The organism is Candidatus Desulfosporosinus nitrosoreducens, assembly GCF_030954495.1.
Lineage (GTDB): Bacteria > Bacillota > Desulfitobacteriia > Desulfitobacteriales > Desulfitobacteriaceae > Desulfosporosinus > Desulfosporosinus nitrosoreducens.
This window is the reverse complement of sequence record NZ_JAVHUW010000043.1, coordinates 36,405-55,653: the sequence shown is the minus strand read 5'-3', so window position 1 is coordinate 55,653 and position 19,249 is coordinate 36,405. Positions and strand designations below refer to the sequence as shown.

General features: G+C 46.2%; 14 protein-coding genes and 1 pseudogene. 13 read left to right on the top strand and 2 right to left on the bottom strand.

The features are described from left to right. The first annotated feature begins 21 nt into the window (after window positions 1-21). Both REC12_RS08085 and REC12_RS08080 read left to right on the top strand, forming a co-directional pair. Window positions 22-723 (top strand): Vitamin B12 dependent methionine synthase activation subunit, encoded by a 702-nt coding sequence (locus REC12_RS08085; protein ID WP_308893437.1) that lies wholly within the window; start codon window positions 22-24, stop codon window positions 721-723. A gap of 76 nt (window positions 724-799) precedes the next feature. After that, window positions 800-1,078 (top strand): 3-hydroxyacyl-CoA dehydrogenase NAD-binding domain-containing protein, encoded by a 279-nt coding sequence (locus REC12_RS08080; protein ID WP_308893577.1) that lies wholly within the window; start codon window positions 800-802, stop codon window positions 1,076-1,078. Between the two features lie 194 nt (window positions 1,079-1,272). Here REC12_RS08080 and REC12_RS08075 read toward each other — a convergent pair whose 3' ends face one another. Together REC12_RS08075 and REC12_RS08070 are read right to left on the bottom strand one after the other, a co-directional pair. Then, on the bottom strand, window positions 1,273-1,542 hold the full coding sequence (locus tag REC12_RS08075; protein WP_308893435.1) for a hypothetical protein: 270 nt from the start codon (window positions 1,540-1,542) through the stop codon (window positions 1,273-1,275). A gap of 301 nt (window positions 1,543-1,843) precedes the next feature. Continuing rightward, on the bottom strand, window positions 1,844-2,746 hold the full coding sequence (locus REC12_RS08070) for a LysR family transcriptional regulator (RefSeq protein WP_308893433.1): 903 nt from the start codon (window positions 2,744-2,746) through the stop codon (window positions 1,844-1,846). A 268-nt stretch (window positions 2,747-3,014) separates the two neighbouring features. Between REC12_RS08070 and REC12_RS08065 the strand changes: the two genes are divergently transcribed. The 11 genes and pseudogenes from REC12_RS08065 to REC12_RS08015 all read left to right on the top strand — a co-directional run bounded on the left by REC12_RS08065 (window position 3,015) and on the right by REC12_RS08015 (window position 18,852). Then, the gene (locus REC12_RS08065; RefSeq protein ID WP_308893432.1) at window positions 3,015-3,788 is read left to right on the top strand and encodes an N-acyl homoserine lactonase family protein; all 774 of its coding nucleotides are present in this window, start codon (window positions 3,015-3,017) and stop codon (window positions 3,786-3,788) included. A 300-nt stretch (window positions 3,789-4,088) separates the two neighbouring features. Beyond that, window positions 4,089-5,438: an MFS transporter gene (locus tag REC12_RS08060; protein ID WP_308893430.1), complete on the top strand. Its 1,350-nt coding sequence runs from the start codon at window positions 4,089-4,091 to the stop codon at window positions 5,436-5,438. Window positions 5,439-5,631: 193 nt separating this feature from the next. After that, window positions 5,632-7,677, top strand: a complete 2,046-nt coding sequence (locus REC12_RS08055) for an alkaline phosphatase family protein (RefSeq protein WP_308893428.1) — start codon at window positions 5,632-5,634, stop codon at window positions 7,675-7,677. A 140-nt stretch (window positions 7,678-7,817) separates the two neighbouring features. Continuing rightward, window positions 7,818-9,191 (top strand): MFS transporter, encoded by a 1,374-nt coding sequence (locus REC12_RS08050; RefSeq protein WP_308893426.1) that lies wholly within the window; start codon window positions 7,818-7,820, stop codon window positions 9,189-9,191. A 132-nt stretch (window positions 9,192-9,323) separates the two neighbouring features. Continuing rightward, entirely contained in the window at window positions 9,324-9,650 is a 327-nt protein-coding gene (locus tag REC12_RS08045; RefSeq protein WP_308893424.1) for a thioredoxin family protein, read from the top strand. A gap of 46 nt (window positions 9,651-9,696) precedes the next feature. Then, window positions 9,697-10,917 (top strand): FAD-dependent oxidoreductase, encoded by a 1,221-nt coding sequence (locus tag REC12_RS08040; RefSeq protein WP_308893422.1) that lies wholly within the window; start codon window positions 9,697-9,699, stop codon window positions 10,915-10,917. A gap of 143 nt (window positions 10,918-11,060) precedes the next feature. Beyond that, a pseudogene (locus REC12_RS08035) lies at window positions 11,061-11,375 on the top strand (IS4 family transposase); the annotation flags it as partial. A gap of 165 nt (window positions 11,376-11,540) precedes the next feature. Then, the gene (locus REC12_RS08030; RefSeq protein WP_308893421.1) at window positions 11,541-14,561 is read left to right on the top strand and encodes a PAS domain S-box protein; all 3,021 of its coding nucleotides are present in this window, start codon (window positions 11,541-11,543) and stop codon (window positions 14,559-14,561) included. Window positions 14,562-14,976: 415 nt separating this feature from the next. Continuing rightward, window positions 14,977-15,306 (top strand): hypothetical protein, encoded by a 330-nt coding sequence (locus REC12_RS08025; RefSeq protein ID WP_308893420.1) that lies wholly within the window; start codon window positions 14,977-14,979, stop codon window positions 15,304-15,306. A 245-nt stretch (window positions 15,307-15,551) separates the two neighbouring features. Beyond that, window positions 15,552-16,703: a WD40/YVTN/BNR-like repeat-containing protein gene (locus REC12_RS08020; protein ID WP_308893419.1), complete on the top strand. Its 1,152-nt coding sequence runs from the start codon at window positions 15,552-15,554 to the stop codon at window positions 16,701-16,703. Window positions 16,704-16,926: 223 nt separating this feature from the next. Further along, window positions 16,927-18,852: a cell wall-binding repeat-containing protein gene (locus REC12_RS08015; protein WP_308893417.1), complete on the top strand. Its 1,926-nt coding sequence runs from the start codon at window positions 16,927-16,929 to the stop codon at window positions 18,850-18,852. Window positions 18,853-19,249 lie beyond the last annotated feature (397 nt).

Genomic DNA, 19,249 nt, shown 5'->3' with positions numbered 1-19,249 from the left:
GGTATAGTATGGGGGGAAACTATGAGAGAGTCAGAAATCCGGGAAATCCCGTTGCCTGAGATTACTTTAAATGAAGTGTTTCAAACAGAAGGGGCAGATTACAGTCAGCGTCCTCCGCATCCTAGGGCCGTGAAATTACACCGCCAAATGATAGAGGAAGCCGCAAGTTTAGTGCGGCCTGCTTCAATTTGGGTAGACGTTGATGTGACTGGTGCAGGTGTGGGAGAGCTTTTCCTGGAGGATGGTTTTAAGTTTTCCAGCAAGCTCCTTGCCAAGATAGCTGGAAAAGCAGAAAAGATGCTCTTAATTGCGATAACCATCGGTACCGAAATTGAGGATCGGTTGACCCGGTATAAGAAAGCGGGAAAATTATCCGAAGCTTATGCCTTAGATGCCTGCGCGACAACCTACATCACCAAGGTTAGTACGACAGCAGTGAGTCGGGTACAAGAGGCTTATCAGCGTGAAGGCCTGAAAACAACCTTTCCTATGGGTCCCGGACACTCCTATTGGAAGGGGCTTGAAGATATGAGGGTTATCTTTCATTTTCTTCGGGCGGAGAAAATCAGTATTTACCTAAGCGGCTCCAACCTCATCGTTCCAAGTAAATCGGTAGCGATGGTTATGGGAGTGGGCCGTGAACTTCCGGATTTTAAGGGAAAAACCCATTGCAATTTCTGTAACTTACAGGCCACCTGTTCCCTGAGCCAGGCAGTAATGTAAGGATATTTTCTTTTACTCCGTCATGTATACACGTGTTTATAAGGTATAAGAAGGCTGGAAATGGTCGTCGCTATCAATAACAGAACCAGGGGCGTTTACAAGAAGGCCTGACAAGATAGCGGGCATGCATGTCTTCAATCCAGTTCCGGTTATGGAATTAATAGAAATAGTTAAGGGCCTTTCAACCTCGCAAAAGACAATAGAAGCTCTCAAAGAAGTTGCCCAAATGAATAAGAGAGGAGTCGTAGTCAACGATACTCCCGGCTTTATCGTAAATCGGCTGTTAGTTCTGCTTTGTAATGAAGCCATAAAGATGATGGAAAGGGAGGTGGCCTCTTCGGAAGGCCCAATATGATTATGAAGGTGGAGAATAATTCCAGAAATAATCGGCATGTCTAAGATTCGTCAGCGTTGACGAATCTTAGACATGCCGATTATTTTCCTATTTTTTTCCTGATTTAAAAAATTCTTCACAAACCTTGGCTATTTTTATAAGATGTTAAGAAATGGCCCTGGATAAACCCGCGGCCTCCCTATAATAATGGTTATCTAAGTCTTTTTGCGATTAGATATGTGTCTGACGGCGGTTCCCAGAAGACCTGTTTCTCCTTTTAGTTCTGCCATCATTTCTTTATGTTGGCGTTCATTTTGCTCCAAATGACTTTTTGGGACTTCACCTATAATTTGGATGTTTCGGTACATGTTTTCTAAGGGCAACAAATTTTTCTTTATTTCTTTTTCCAAAGAATCGAAACGAGCTTCTTGTTTATAGAAACGAGTGTTTGATTGTTTCAAGGCTTCTAAAATTGCTTCTTCCACAAATTATCACACTCCATGTCTTTAGTATGCCATAGCCGGCCCGTATCGGGTTGGCAGTGAGATACAATATTTTAGAGAGGATGATTCATTAACTTTAGTTCAAAAATCTTTGGAATTATATTAATTATTTACTCTAAGTCAGACTATTTTTGAGTGGTCTGATTTTTGCGTTAGGCAAATACCAAGAAAAATCTAATAAGTTCAATACCCATCCGGAAGATAGCGATTAAGGTCTGATTGTTCGGCAGCAGCGATCAAATAGGGTGTGAGATGTGACAGCAAATTATAAATGCCCTAAAGATCAACAAACGCTATCCGTAAATATGCGCATGAAATTTATAAAATACAGGGGGCGGTAGCGTTTTTTCTTATAAATAAAGCACATATCGGACTGAATTTGAAAATCATCCAACAAAAGCAGCTTGACTTTAGAGTTTTCCTGTAGCCCCAAGGAGCCGATAAAGGCTTCAGGAATTATGGTAATTCCGAGATTTAATTCCACTAATTGCAGGGCGGTTTCATAGGTGTCGATGGTATAAAAGCGGTCCTTTGTTATGGAATCCCTCAAGGAGTTGATGATCGCTTCCCGGTAAATTCCTTGACGGCGCAGGATGATCCGCTCATCCGCCAGCTGGTTGAGCAAAATTTTATCTTGGTTCGCCAAAGGATGATTGCAGGATACAAGGGCGACGGAACCTACGTTGGAAAGCACTTTATATTGAATCGCTGAGGCTTCAAGGATGGACTTTATTCTGCTGTTCGTAGAAATTAAAGCAAAATCAACTTTGTCGTTAAGCAGGTATTCAATAATTTCCAAGGCGCCGTTTTCCATAATTTCAATTTGGATATCGGGGGAAACTTGGGCGAATTCCATGATTTTCTTAGGCACAATATCCAGCCTGGCCACAGAAACCACACCGAGCTTAATAAGTCCGGCGCCCGGATTGTTTATTTCAGAAATACCTGCTTCAAAATCCTTAACATCTGCAAGAATTGCTTTAGCTAAGGGTAAAACCTGTTTGCCTTCCGCAGTCAAAACGATTTTCCTGCCCTGCTTTTCAAATAGAGGAAAGCCGATTTCCTTTTGCAATTCTTTAATTTGCTCGCTTATGGTGGATTCACACATAAAAAGTCTGGCCGCGGTTTCTCTAATTGTTCCATAAGTAACTACGGATTCAAAATAGCGCAGCTGCCGTAGCTCCATCGTATCACATCCTTAATTGATCGTTATCACCGAACAATCATACCCCAATCGCTGATTATCACCTCAGATTACCTATAGTATAATTCGTTTAAAGAACATTGTGAATAGACGATCAAAGAACGGTTGGTTATCTGAGCTGAAGGAAATGGATGGTGCGCAATCCGATAACAGCCGGGCAGCCGGGCGGCAGGGTGCGGAGTGCCGGCAGTGTACGCAAGAGTCGTTGTATCAGCTGATTGCTTGAAAGATCTTACAAGGAGGGAATCCAATGGCGTGGAGGATAATTCCTTTGGAACTGGGCCGTCTCGCTGTCTTGCCCAAGATCTTGGTGTGGGATAAAAATTCGAACCATGAAGGGGAGACAGGGAGAATCCAAGTCCCCTTAATTGGCTGGCTGCTCCTCAATGAACAAACGGGAGAGAAGATCCTGGTTGACAGCGGAGGTGGCGAGGATGAGGAGTTTGGGACGAAATACCATAACCCGCTGACCTGTAACCCGGAAAATCATTTGGAAGCGGCTCTAAGGAAACACGCTACAACGGTCAATGAAATAAAGACCGTGATTTTGACGCATCTTCATTGGGATCATGCTTATGGAGTCTTAAAATTGCCTCAGGCTAAAGTAATAGTACAAAAAGCGGAACTGCAATACGCTGTGGCTCCGGATCATGAATTTATCAGGACCTATGAACTGGATCTTCCAGACCGGATTCCCTATTTCCTGCGCTACTTCAAGCAAATCCAAACGGTTTCCGGTGATGTGGAATTGACAGCCGGAATCAGGTTATTATTCCTGCCCGGGCATTCCGCAGGCTCACAGGGCGTGCTGATTGACACGAAGGAGGGCAGCTATATCATACCTGGCGACTTGGTCAATATTAAGAGGAATTGGGAAGAAAGCCTGCCCCCCGGAATTTACAATGATCTGGAGGCTTGTTACGCAAGTATGCAAAAGCTGCGGGAGATTGCCGATGAAAATAAGGCCAGAGTATTGTTTGACCACGATTTTGCAGCCTTTGAACAATTTGCACAGGTACGTTAGAGACGGTGAAGAGAAAATGGTCTTAAAGTTATAAAGTTATAAAGTTATAGAGTTATACCTGGTATTTCGCTGATAGGAACCTAGGATTACTATTGGCGGATTTATAGGACTAAGACGAGTTGTCTTATTAATTTATAGATTAGAAGTAAGCCTTGCTAAGTCAGCTCTCCTATTTGCCTGGCCGACAAAGATGAGAGCTCTGGTTAATGCGTAGTTCACCACGGTAAAGGATCAATCCGGGATTATCAACGCCAAAAATTTAATAAGGTGTGCTTATTCAAATGTACTGGAGGTTAGTTTATGAACATCCAAGCTGAAGGTAAAACAGTAGCCCAGATATCCCAGTACCTTAAACTGTCTAGTACGCATTATTTTGTAATTGTTTGCGCAGCCTTGGGTTTTTTTGTCGATTCCCTCGATTTGTATATCGTATCCTATGCCATGCCCTATATGGTTACTGAGTGGAAGATTGACGCGGTGACAAACGGGGTGTTAGCTTCAGCCAGTATTTGGGGAGCGTTAATTGGCTCGTTGTTATGGGGACCTATTTCAGACAAGATAGGACGAAAATGGTCGCTCTCTCTATCCATCTTGGGTTTTTCACTGCTTACCGGCGCAATTTATCTGACAACGAATACAACACAATTTATGGTGATCCGGTTTTTATCCGGCATCTTCCTGGGCGGCACGATACCGGTCGCAGGTGTGTTTGCCTCGGAAATCGCTCCCTTTGCGGTCCGGGGGAAATTAACGTCTGTGTTGGGGGTTTTTTATCCCGTCGGTTTATTGGGTGCTTCGCTGGTATCGCTTTTTATCGCGCCTGCTTTTGGCTGGAGGGCTATGTTTATCGTGGGCGCCTTGCCCGTCATCTTAGCGGTTGTCGCTGTCAAATTGCCCGAGTCGCCGCTTTGGCTGGCAGCCCGGGGGCGCCGGGAAGAGGCGGTTGCGGTATTAAAGCGGTTAGGCGCCGGTGAGGAAGACCTCGCTCGCTTAATCTTTGAAAAAGCAAGGGAGGCCCAAGAGAAAAAAAGGCAGAAAGTACCTGCGGCCTTGCTCTTTGGACCTAAATACGGAAAACGCTTTGCCTTTACAGCTTCTTTCTATTTCTTTACGAATTTAGCCTACTTTGGCTTTGCCATGTGGCTGCCTTCCCTTCTAAATACCGTCTATAAAATACCGAAGACGGAAACCTTCAAGCTCACTTTAGTAGTAGCCTGTGTGGCCATCTTAGGCAGGGCGTATTCGGCCTGGGCTGTGGAAAAGTTTGGACGCAAAGCGGTTGCTTATGTGGGTTATGGTATCGCCGGGGCCGCTTCGCTGATCCTGATCTTTGTCCATAATGTAACTCTTTTAGTGGCCATAATTATTATCATGCCTTTCTTCTATGAGCAAGGCGCAGGACTCACAGTATCCTGGGTTCCGGAATTCTATCCGCCTGAAATAAGGGCCACGGCCAATTCCTGGTCAAACTCTGCGGGAAAAATCAGTTCGGCCTTCGCTCCGATCCTCTTTGGCTTTATTATTTCAACGGGTGCAGTTTTTGGAATTTATTTAGTGATGGCGGGATGTTTCTGGCTCTTATGCCTGTTGTCTAAAACCATAGGTATTGAAACAAAAGGCAAAACACTGGAAGAAATTGAAGCAGCCTAGCCTTTTCCGCCTGGGCGCGGAGAAAAGCATTAACGCAATTCAGATAGAAGTTCAGTTGTTTCCGGGGGCATTGTGTAATGTCCCCGGGCTAAGCTAAAAAATTTGCCTTGTGCTATCTCTGCTTACTGCAGGCCCGGTAGGGTGTTGCGTAAATAACAATTTAAGATATTTGTAACGAAAGGATGACCTGAAAATGAAGAGGAAAGCTTTAACAGAGAAAATCGCCGTCATAGGCGTCGATGGTTTTGAGCCGAGGCTGGCTAAAAAGTTCCTGGACCAAGGTAAAATGCCCAATTTGCAAAAGTTCATAGACAGAGGTTCCTGCCGGGAAGATCTGGTTTTATTGGGGGCCATGCCTACCGTTACACCGACGCTCTGGACGACCTTGGCTACCGGCGCCTATCCGGGAACTCACGGCATTACCTGCTTCTTCGGACACAATCACGGTCATTTGGATAGTTTGGTCTATAATTTGGACTCCAGGCGTTCCAAAGCCGAACCCTTGTGGAATGTTTTGGCGGAAGAAGCCGGCAAAAAAACCTTAGTCTGGCATTGGCCGGGCAGCTCCTGGCCCGCCACCTCAGACAGTCCCAACCTTCACGTTGTTGACGGTACCCAGCCCCAGACCATTAATACGGGCATTGCCAGAGCGGATATTTCCAAAATTGTCGTTGCTTCAGAAAAGTTTGCGGAGGTGCAATTCCTGCCTAACACGGCCACGATCTCGCCTGGCGCCGGTTGTATTATTGAGGATGTGGAAAACTTAATGGAATCGGATGGCGAGGTCAGTTATTTAAGGGCAGCCATAACGAGCGGCGCCAAAGTGGTCAAAAATATTATTACTTGTGAAGAGGAAAACGAAATCAATGTCTTGGCCAAAATGATTGCCGATTCAGTCAAGTCACCGCTTAAAAACGCTGCGGGTTGGCTTAAAGCACCTGCCGGCGCCAAGGAATTTACGATTATTCTGGGCAAAGGCCTGGAACGCCGCCCGGCTTTGCTTTTGCCAAACGAACAAGGTGTTTATGATACGGTTCAGGTTTATAGATCCAAGAAAGACTCCGAGCCTCTTGTGACCATTGCAGGAGGAAAAGCGGTTTATGACGTGGTTGATACTATCAGGAATGATCAAGGGGAAACGGTCAAATGCAACAGAAACTACCATGTCTTAACGATTGATCCTGACGGTTCTCAAGTCACCATGCTGATCGGTTTGGCCTTGGATGTGAGCCGGGATGATTTATTTCACCCCAAGAGTTTGTACCAGGAAGTTATTGATAAGATCGGCTATGTTCCCACCAGGCCGGTAGTGAATGGCGCTAACGAAGCCCTTGTTGATAAAGTATTCATTCCGACCTGGGACCACTATTGTCAGTGGCAGGCCGATTGTTTGACCTATTTTATGAAACACAATAAGTATGATGTTATTTATTCTCATTTGCATAATGTGGATAATGGCGGTCATCTGTTCTGGCATTTTGCCAAGCACCAGGAGATGTGGAAGAACAATGAAGAAGCTTACCAGGGATTTATCGAGAGAATCTATACGCAAACCGATGACTATTTGGGACGCTTCCTGCCTTATTTAGATGAGGGCTGGACCATCATTATCACTTCGGATCATGGCCTGAGTTGTCAGGAAAATCACGGCGTGGAATTAGGTGAGGCAGGCGGGATTACGACGCCGGTCATGGAAGAACTTGGTTACGCCAAAATGCTCAGGGATGAAAACGGCAGGCGGACCCACGAATTTGATTGGGCCAAAACCAAAGCGGTGGCCAGCCGCGGCAATTATATTTATTTCAATTTAGTCGGACGGGATGAGCACGGAATTGTTGATCCTAAAGACCAATACGCTTTGGAGAGCCAAATTATTTCTGATTTGTATCAATACCGGGATCACAAAACCGGCAAACGCGTTGTGGCCCTGGCCCTGCGCAATAAGGATGCCGCCATACTTGGCCTGAGCGGACCGGAGTGCGGTGATATCGTCTATTTCAAAGAAGAATCTTTCAATGTGATTCACGCGGACTCCTTATCGACCCAAAACGGCTATGCGGATACTTCTCTCTCCCCGATTTTTGTGGCGGCCGGGCCGGGGATCAAGCCGGGTTATAAAACGGAACGGGTGATTCGTCAGGTAGATCTTGCGCCGACTATGGCTTTTCTGAGCGGCGTTCGTTTACCGGCTCAGTCTGAGGGCTCGCCTGTGCATCAAATTCTCACGGAAGAAATTTAACCTATTCTCAGACCTGTTTTCCGCCGTCTAAAGCGGGAGACAGGTATGACAGAAGCCTTTGGCATCCGAATTCGAGGGGGATGCGGACCGGCCAACCTGGGAGTCTCTTGGGGAAAATGAGATATAAGGAGAGTGTGCGCATGGAAAACGTACTGGAAAGGGAAATTGGGTCCCGTTTAGATAGTGTTCCTTTTGGCAAGTTCCATCTGTCTATCACGATCATCTTGGCCTTGGTCGGCTTTCTTGAGGCCTACGAATCAGCCGTTACCGGAGGACTCGTCGTCTCTGCGGGCCCGGCCTTGCATTTGACTCAGCTGCAGCTTCGCTGGCTCGTCATTGCGCCAACCATTTCGATTGTCATCTCTGTATTTGTCGGCTCTTTGATTTCCGATCGCATTAGCCGCAAAACGATATTACTGGTTGGAGTTACTTGGACTTGTTTCTTTGTGCTGGTAACTTCCTTCGTAAACTCAGGAATGGCGCTGATCGTGGTGCGGGTAATCAGTGGTTTTGGCTTTGGACTCGCCCTTCCGGCCGCTTATCCTATAGGAACGGAACTTTTGCCCGCCCGGCACCGCTCTACATTTGGCTGGATCTATGAAATATTTTTGGGTACAGGGTTTACCCTGACTTCCGTTATAGGTCTGATCTTTGCAAATGTGCAGCAGGGATGGCGCTTTCTGCCGGTCCCGGGAGCGATTATGTTTTTTTTCCTGCCCTTATTAATATATTACCGGATACCGGAATCACCTCGCTGGTTACTGAGCAGAGGAAAGAGCAAAGAAGCGATTAAGGTATTGAATACTATATTGGAAAAGGCAGGCTGCGCAGGGGCTTCTCTTTCCGAACCAACCAAAGCTGTTGCCGGCGGTGTGCCTGAAAAACGTGAAGAGGTGCCGGGGTTTGCCTCATTGTTTGCCAGAGGTCATGCCCAAAGGACGATTATCGCTATCTTGGTATACACCTGCGGGGCGGTTCCCTTTTACATTTTTTCAACCTTGTTCCCCGCTATTATGGTTGCCCATGGATTTGTCCTGGTTAAAAGCTTCGCTTTTGCCATAGTTCTCTTTGTAGTCACTATCCCCGGAAAATTTATCAATGGCATCCTCATGGAACGGTTAGGCCGGGTAATAACGATTGCTATTGCGCTGCTCTCGGGAGTCGTGGCAACAGGACTGATAATGCTTAGCAGTAACAGCGTTGTGCTTATCATCGCCGAAGTTATTTTAGGCCTGACGGTCCTCTCTTCCTGGCCGTCAATCAGAGTCTATATGACCGAGCAATTTCCCACGGCTTTGCGGGGACGCGGTTACTTTTTAGGGGAGTGTGTGGGCCGGTTTATAGGGGGGATTCCGATTCCCTTTATTTTAGCCGGATATGTCAAACAGCCCAACGTAATCTATAGCGTGGTGCTGGTATTTATAATAATCGGGGGTCTGACGCCGCTTTTGGCCGGTGTGGATACTCGCGGCCAGCTGGAGCTGGTTACTCCGGCAAATGAAAAAAGCATCTGATTTAGGGCGGTAGCCATGATTTTCTGAAGCTTTGGAGTGTCCCGCACCATCACTGATATTGCACAATAAACTTCAGGCCAGGGCCGGTGGTTTCATCCATTTGGCCTGGCGCAGAAAGGAAGGGTCATAGGTATGCCCTTGCAACCATTAAATTCCGGAAGTTTTGAAGAAAAAATCTACGACAACGGCGAACCGTGCCTTGTCATCTTTTCCAGAAAAACCTGTCATGTTTGCCAGGAAGTTGTTCCGGTTCTGGAAGAAATGCAACTCCAATATGCAGGTAAGTTCGGCTTCTATTATGTCGATGTGGAAGAGCAGACCACGTTATTCCAGAGATTTTCGCTCAAAGGGGTTCCTCAGATCCTGTTCTTCAAGGCAGGAGACTATCAGGGAAAACTCGTGGGCGCGGTTGAGGAAGAAAAAGTGGCGGATAAAATTGCCGGCGTCCTGAACGCCTGATTGTCAAGGCGGGTTAGGTTATGAGAATTAAGAAGGGAATAAGGATATGGCGAACTCATACTCGTACGATTTAATAATCCTTGGCGGTGGCCCGGCGGGACTTGCGGCGGCAATTTATGGGGGAAGAGCAAAATTGAAGACCCTGGTGATCAACAAAGGAACGGTAGGCGGTTTAGTCAATACTACCCGGGAAATTGTCAATTATCCCGGGTATGGGCTAATAAGCGGGGAAGAGCTCATGAAGGATTTCTGCAAGCACGCCGAATCCTTTGGGGTGGAATTTTTACGGGATGAGGCCGTCGGCAGCGATTATTCCCGGGAAGATAAGCTCATCCGCACGAAAAAGGGCAAGGTCTATGCGGCCAAGGCCGTCATTATTGCCTGCGGCAGTGAACCAAGACGTTTGAATATCCCGGGGGAAAAACGTCTCCAGGGCAGCGGTGTCGCCTACTGCGCCACCTGTGACGCGGAGTTCTTCGCGGGGGAAGACGTCGTTGTTGTCGGCAGCGGAGATCAAGCCCTTGAAGAAGGCATGTACATCACGAAATTTGCCCGCAAAGTCACTGTGGTTGTGCTGCATGAGGAAGGGATTCTCGATTGCAATAAAGTAAGCGCTGAAAGGGCCTTGCACAATGAAAAAATAGAGTTTGTCTGGAATTCCACGCTTGAGGAAGTCCTCGGCGAAGATCAGGTCGAAGGAGTTAGACTTAAGAACTTAAAAACAGGCGCTTCAACTGAACTGGCCTGCCAGGGTGTCTTTTTCTTTGTCGGTATGCTTCCCGCAACTCATTGCCTCAAAGACAGCGGTCTTGAGATGGATGAGCAGGGATACATTCCTGTCAAGGAAAGGATGGAAACAAACCTCGAAGGAGTGTATGCCGCCGGAGACAACCGGGTTAAATATTTGCGGCAAGTTGTCACGGCTGCCGCAGATGGAGCAACAGCCGCTGTCGCAGCCGAACGCTATATTGAAGAACTGAAGGCCTTTAACAGGGACGTTTTACACAGCGAGAAGCAGGTCCTCCTCCTTTTCTTCAACGCTCAAAAGCAGGAGAGTCTGACATTCGGCACGCTGTTAGAAGGAGTAAATCGGGAACTGAATGAGCCTTACAAGGTTGTGAAAGTGGATATGGCCACTAAGAAAAATCTGGCCAAGAACTATGGAATCGCAAGTGCGCCTGCTGTTGTCGTCCTGGATCAGGGAACAGAAGTCAAACGTCTGAAGTGTTCCATAGATGAAGAGACTTTAAAACTACAGTTGTTATAGGTAAAAGGATAAATAATAACTGATCAACATTTATTTAATGCAGTTACTTTAAGCCGACTCATATGACGATAATAGCACCTTTATTCAAAATCAGAATAAGGTGCTATTGTTGTAGCCATTTTTATCGGACTCTAATCGCACGGATTTTAGCTGATTCTGTCGTAGGCCGAGTACGAAGTAAAAAGGTTGAACTTCTAGCTAAAATCTTTGCCTATGTCTTCGGTCGTTTCCTTCGCGTTTATAACTTGTTAACACTTGTGGTCCGATGGAGATAGCTTTGCCCCCAATCGATTTTACCTTGATGAGTTCCGTCAAGGCCGCAAACCGCCTTTGCGAAATGCGCGGGAACATAGACAAACGTTCATCGCTTACAAGCGACGCAGGAGGTCTTGCTGCACAAAGCGGACGCTGTTGTACGGATGCTTGAGCGAGCGTTAAAGGCTGGATTCTCAGCGGAGATAAGGGCTATGAAATTTTGCCGCAGCAGGAATTAACTCAATTTAACAAAAGGTTTGCAATATTATTTCCGTCGACATAATTCAGCAATATATATAATAACATTGTGATAAATTTAATTTACATGCAAATTTATTTTTAACTAAATAATTACAGAGGGTTGTTATATGCTTAAAAATGATGCATACACGAATGATCTTGACAGTTTGGGATTTTTACTTAACAACCAGTCGGACGGAACGAAAAACCTGGAGATGATTCTGGAGATTATTCCTTCGGCCATCGCTTTGGTCAATATTGACGGTAAACTTACCTATGTAAATAGACGCGGGATGGAACTATACGGGATTAACTACACCGGATTTAATATGGATGAGCGCATTTCTAAGATAAAAGCATTGAAGCTTGAGGATGGCCGGCCTTTCCTCCTTGAAGAGATACCTGTGTACCGTTCTCTGAACTATGGTCAGGTCGTGCGCAACGTCGAGATGATCATCCGGAATGTGAACGGCACCAGATACCCGATTAATGTAAGCTCCGCCCCGCTGCGTGACAGTCAGGGCAATATCAGCGGGGCTGTCATCATTTTTGAGGATTTTAGCGAACGCAACAGCGCTAAGAAGGAGCTGGCAGAAAGCGAGAGAAAGTTTCGCACGATTGTTTCCACTGCCAACGAAGGTGTCTGGATGGTGGGCAATCAGCGGCAGACGATTTATGTCAACGATAAAATGGCGGAGATGTTGGGATATACCCCCCAAGAAATGCTTGCCTTGCCCTGGCAGGCAGTAATACCTGAGGGAGATCATATCGTTTCAGATCATAATTACCTGAAACGAAAGCAGGGTCAGAGTGACAGCTACGAATGGCAATTCAAACATAAAAACGGCAATCTCATCTGGGTATTGATAAACGCCGCGCCTTATTCGGATACCGCCGGAAATATCGGCTCCATCTCGCTTATCACGGATATTACCGCACGCAAACGCCACGAGCGGCAACAGGCATTGCTTGCGGAAATCACATGCGAGCTTGTCGGTCTCAACCCAAGCACGGAAACAATGGACCGCCTCTGCGCAAAGATTGGGCGGTATTTCGGTGCAGTCCGCTGCAGGTTTGCCGAACTCACCAAAGGCTTCGAATGTGCAATAGCCTCCTATGGTTGGAATGCCGGGGGTGCTCCTTCGCTGAGAGGGACTTACCGCCTGGGAGATTTCCTTTCAGATGAGCAACTGGCGAAGAATAACGCCGGTGAGTTGTCAATTGTCTGCGATACTCAGAGAGACCCGCGGGTGAGCGCCGGAATGTGTCGCGCCCTGGGTATCATGTCCTTCATCATTGTTCCGCTAAGCCGCGACGGGCGGCGGTACTACCGGCTCAGCATCATCGACAACAAACCGCGTGAGTGGCGTGACGACGAGGTTGCCCTGATGCAGGAGATCATCGACCGAATTTGGACATACCTGGAACGTGCCCGCACCGAGGAGGCGCTGCAGGAGAGTCAAGCGCAGCTTAAAGCTGAGCTGGAGGATACTAAGCTTCTGCAAAGCATTAGCACCAGGCTTCTCAGCGAAGATAACATCCAAGCCCTTTACGAAAAGATCATTGATGCAGCTATGGGAATAATGCGTTCTGAGTATGCCAGTATGCAAATGCTCTATCCTGAAGGCGGCTGTGGCGGGGAACTTCGGCTCCTGGCTTATCGCGGGTTCACTCCTCAAGCTGCTAGGTTCTGGGAATGGGTGGGTATGGATTCTGCAGGTTCAACTTGCGGCAAGGCCTTGCGTGACGGCAAACAAATTATCGTAGCGGATGTGGAGAACTGCGATTATATGCAGGGTACAGAGGATTTGACCATGTTTAGACAAACCGGCATTCGTGCCTGCCAGACGACGCCTTTAATCTCACGCCACGGCAAATTGGTGGGGATGATCTCAACGCATTGGCGCAGTCCCCACCAGCCCAGTGAGCGGGATTTAAGGCTGTGGGATATCCTTATCCGTCAGGCGGCGGATCTTATTGACCGCAAGCAGGCGGAAGAGGAGCTGCGCAAAGCTGACCGCAATAAGAATCAATTTATCAGCAGTCTGTCCCATGAACTGAGAAATCCATTGGCTTCCATGATGATGAGCCTTTCTCTTCTTAAAATGACAGATCCGGATTCACACCAGGCGATGCAGGCTCAAGAGGTTTTAGAGCGGCAAACGGTCCAATTATCCCGCCTCGTGGATGATCTGCTTGAGGTTACGCGTATAACTCAAAACAAGATAAAGCTGAAGAGGGATGACGTAGAGCTGGCCAATTTGATTTCCCGAACAATCAACGATTATCGTCCGATGTTTGCGGAAAAAGGCGTTGGTTTGGAATTTGCTCAGCTTGACGGGCCCATCTATTTGAAAGCTGACCCGGCCCGCTTAACGCAGGTTCTGGGAAACCTTCTGCATAACGCCTTGAAATTTACGGACCCAGGGGGCAAAACCCAGGTTGCTGTTGCTAAAGATGACGAAAAACATGAAGTTACGATTAAAGTGATTGACGATGGCTTTGGAATTAAACCGGACTTATTGAAGGAATTATTTCAGCCGTTTATTCAGGCGGATATATCCCTGGACCGCAGCAGCGGAGGGCTTGGTTTGGGATTGGCCATTGTTAAAGGCATGGTGGAACTGCATGGCGGAAGCGTCTCCGTCCATAGTGAAGGACTGGGACAAGGATCGGCATTTAGCATCTGCCTGCCCTTACCCGTGGATTATGAGAAGAAGCATGAAATAAAACGCCAAAAACAGAGCAAAGCCAATCGTTCTCAAAAGGTCCTCGTGATCGATGATATTAAGGATGTGGCTGAAATCATGTGCTCTCTTCTGGAGTATTTAGGTCACGAAGCGACATCAGCCCTGAATGGAATCAAGGGCTTAGCTAAAGCCAAAGACTTCGAACCGGATGTTATCTTCTGTGATATTGGTCTGCCGGGGATGAGCGGATATGACGTAGCCCGGATTATCCGCAAGGATGAGCGGCTTAAGGATATTTATCTGATTGCCTTGTCAGGATACGCCTCACAGGAAGATTTGGCGAAGAGCAAAGAAGCGGGTTTTAACCTCCATTTGGCAAAACCGGTTGATTTGGCCACCTTAGAACAAATATTGACCATTAATTTTACTCCTGAAAATAGAGAAACTATTGGAGCATAGTTATAACAGCAACGGCGGGTTTGAGGCAGCCAGCTTTTTAGGGAAGATTAAGCATCGTTTGAAGCGGTGCTTTTTCTATTTTTGCACCCTAATCATAAAAATACCCTCTGAAGGGTGAAAACTACTTTTCGTTAAAGGGTATAGGCATTGTTAAAACACACCCCATAAAATGGTCGTCTCAAACGCGTAAGTTTGGTGGAGACGGACTTGATTTAGCGACTAATAAATTGATTAATGGTCTTCATGAGGTCTCGATTGTAATTGAGCAATTCGTTTTTCCATTCTGAGATACCATTTCACAAAATCCTAACAAATATTTCAGCAAACCTTCAGCGTACGTTCAGCCTATCTTTTGGAAACGAAGATATAATTAGGTAAATCATAAAACAATTGAATTTAAGGAGTGTTGATTACGATGAAATTAACGAAAACAAGCAAAGTTGCTCTTGCCACAGCTGTCATTTCCCTCTTATCCTCTTCTGCGGTCTTTGCAGGAACCATGAATCAAACATCATCTCAAATTGCCGGAGGATTACATAGTCGTTTAGACAGCTTAGTGTCTTCAGGCACCTTAACCTCAGATCAAGAAACCGCCATTGAAAACGCCATGCCGCAAAAGTCCGCCGCTGACTCAAATGGACCGCAACAAGGAGCTAAAGACAATGGAATAAAAACAGTCCTGGATAAATTGGTTACGGCTGGAACGATTACTCAAGCTCAAGAAGATGCTATTTTAGCAAAATAAGACAGTCAACGTAAAAAGCGTCAGAACTATCTGTTCTAACGCTTTTTACGTTTGCGCAGAGTTACCGCTATGATTTATGGACTTAAAGTAAATTAAATAAAGGTAGTGTTCAGATACTTAATTAAATTGTAAATACTTGAAAGCTGTACTTCAGTATAATAAAAGAGGTAATTAGGTGATTAATACGATATTAAATTAATATACGTATTAAATCCAAGGAATATATTCAAAGGATAGTCTTAATTATGCTGAAAAAAAGTATAATCTTATTTTTTTGTACAGCAGCTCTGATAGTTAGTGTAATAGGTTGCTCCACTATTGCCTCCAAACCGAAGTCAACTCCAAGTGTCAAAGCTAGTCTTAATAATCATTCTAATACTGCTGTTGCTACGGCTCCTGACTGGGTCCATATGTTTGACGAGAAAAACGGTTATGGCGAGTCCTTTGACTGCCCTGTTATGGTTACTTCGAATAGCGGTGCTACCTGGATTGACGTAACACCCCAGACGAGCGGAAATGCTCCTGGGACAAAAGTATCTGGTTATTTCCTGGATGCACAAACCGGCTGGACCTTTCGACTTCAGCCGGAGAAAAGTGTCACTATCCTTGGCACACAGGATGGCGGCCAATCTTGGTCTCAACTTGCAACCGTACCGGTCAAATACGGTGATGGCGCTTTGTTCGTCGTCTTCTCTGATGCCCGGCATGGTTGGTTTGAAGAGACAAGCGCAGGGATAAACTCCCCGTTCTCTGGCGAACTGTTTGCAACAGGGGACGGTGGCAACACCTGGCAACGGGTGGCCTCAACCGAACAGGGCAACCTTCCCTTTGCTGGCTCACTCTCGGTCCAAAAAGATGGCACTATCTGGCTTATCGGCGCAGGCATCCGAAAGAGTACGAATGGCGATAAAACCTGGTCTCAAGTGAATCTGCCACTGTCGGCTGACCAGAAGCCGGAAGAAGTCTCCAAGCCGGTATTCTTTGAGAATAACGACGGCGTAATTATCATCCAACTTCAGGAGGGCGACTGTCTTCTGTACACCACTCACGACGCTGGTCGGACCTGGTCATTCCAGAGTAAGCTTCCTCCTGCATTACGTGGTTCCGGTGTGGTTTATGATTTCCTAAACAATCGAGAGGGATGGGCGATTAATAACGGCACTGGTCCTGATCCCTCCGCTAAAGCTCTCTTTGTCACGCGAGATGGTGGATATAGTTGGCAGACAGTCTCAATAAATATTGACCTGAAAAATAAATTTGTCAAAGAGATTGACTTCGTGAATAGTAAAGTTGGCTGGATAACCTATAATCAAAGCACCGGGTCAGGTTTGGCTAAAAGTATAAACGGCGGCATATCCTGGGAAGAGATTAAAACAGAAGGTGGTATTCTGAAATGATTTTCGGAATACCACTATTTTGAGTTTCCTTTCAGTGATTGAACCAAATCCTCACAAATATTACCTGAAGGAAAGATTCTTACACCAGCGAATACTAAAAGTAGGGCATTAATATCAATCATCGGGTAAAATTTGCATTAAGTCTATAAATAGAGCAAAAAGATACTTCAAGAGCGATGATTAAAAAGAAACTTAAAGAGACATGAGGAGAAAAAATAATAAGGTGAGTAAAATTAAAAAGGCCATAGCTGCTCTGGTTATGGCAAGTATGGCATTGACAATGGTCCCTCTTAACGTAGTTGCTTCAGGCACGGTTCCAACCCGACTGGCAGGTACAAGTGCTGAACAAACCGCAGTCAGCATTGCGGATCAAACCGGTTGGACCGGAACTGCAATTCTTGCTTCCTCAACTTCGTATGGTATGGTTGACGCCCTGACCTCGGGTCCGCTGGCCTACTATTTAAAGGCACCTATCCTTCTGACCGGAGCCGGAAACGTACTTGACTCTGCGACTAAAGACGAACTTGTTAAACTTGCCGTTACGAAGGTTTATGTGACCAGCGGAACGGCTGTGATCAGGCAAGGAGTCCTCGATGAGTTAAAAGCAATGAATATAACGGTTGTGCCCCTTGGCGGAGTTGACCGTTTTGAAACCTCGGCCAAGATCGCTCAGCTGATGGTTACCCTCGGCGCACCGGTGACGAAGGTTGCGGTTGCCTACGGCTGGTTAACCCAAGACGCGCTCTCAATTGCCGCGATTGCTTCCCAGGCGGGTCAGCCGATTCTTTTAACGAACAGTACTAAACTTCCTGATATTGTCCAGGAATTCTTGAAAGAAAATCCCGGCATCACGACGTCTGATGTTATTGGCGGAACTGGCGTCGTTAATAGTACTGTCTTGAATCAACTTCCAAATCCCACCCGCCATTCAGGAATCACGGCCTATGATACGAATGATCAAGTCATTAAAGACTTCGCCGGTTCCTTATTGTTTGACCAGGTATACTTGGCCAATGGGGTTACGGGTATTGATGCTCTTTCCGGTGCACCGCTGGCTGCTCAAACGAAGTCGGCGATAGTCCTCACCGACGGCGTTACGTCTCCTGCGGCAAGTGTTTTCGTGAAAAGCAGGATGTCTGTTAATAGTGTTGTCACTGCACTCGGAGGTGAAGCAGTAGTTGCCGAGAGTCAGCGCAGTCTGGTAAATACAGCGGATACAAGTGTGCAAAACGCCATCATGGCTGAAAAAATAGAGGATATAGCCAACCAAAATGATATTCCGCCCGCGTTGGTTAAAGCCATCGCCTGGATGGAGAGTGGCTGGAAACAATATAAATTAGATCCAACGACAGGGCAGCCTTTAACAGATCAACCGTTCATCTCTGCCGACGGCGGCATAGGCATTATGCAAATTTCGCCGGCCAATTATCCTGAATACGATGTCGCCAGGCTGAAAAGTGATGTGGATTATAATATTGACGCAGGCTGTAAAATCCTCAATAACAAGTTTCGGGCCTACCCTAAGATTGGCGACGGGAATCGCAACGTTTTAGAAAATTGGTATTTTGCCGTCTGGGCCTATAACGCTTGGACTAAACAAAATAACCCCAATTACTATACAGGTCAGGACGCCTATCAGGATAAGGTATTTAGCCTTCTCGGTCAAAAGTACAACAGTGCAATTACCTTCGCTCCGGGTGCAACAATTGTTCCCCAATCCCTGTTACCGCTTGCAGATCCGCCGAACCTCTCCAGCTGTTGGAGCACTCCGACTCCCATGCACAGCGGGGACCTGGCGTTTGATCCTGAGTCCTTGCTGACTAATGGAGATTACTGGTATAACTATCAAATCCCTCAGCAGCCCAGGGGCGATTACTATGTACAAGCTTTAGCGTTTTATGATACTCTTTATAATAGCCCCTTGGTCTCGTCAGGGGATAAGGGGACGGTCTCTCAGAAAATCCTTAACACCTACAACCAACTCTTGAATGCGGCGGATGCTTTGGTGTTGGATAATAAAGCTACTTCCTACGCTGTTGCGGCAAAATATTACTGGACCGTCCTACAAGGGCCGAACTTGGATTCCGCAATTAAGAACCGGGCTGGTTCCGGTTATCAGAATGCTTCAGCTAAAGCAAACCAGTCCTAAGCTTTAAACCTGTTTAGCTGCTGTAAAAGATTAACAAAAACCACTGATGCAAAGTGCTCAGTGGTTTTTTGTTTTACTATTAAGCAAGTAACGCTACTGCCAGCTGTACAGCAAGTGGAACAATAATTTGCAGAACAACGGTAGTTAGCCCTATAGCAAAACTGACTGCCTTCAGCATTAGCAGATTTCCGCAAAAGGCAACAAGCAATAGGAGACAGTAACAGTTCCCGGTAAAGTGACGATAAGCGACTTCTTTTCCTTTGATATCTCCTCATTGTTATGATGTATTGTGACTAAGAAATCAGACATATTTCATGTGTACGTGCTTAAGGTTGGAAAGGCAAGTTAAAGAATGAACAGGGATAATTGAACTATTAATCATAAAAAAAGCTTATAT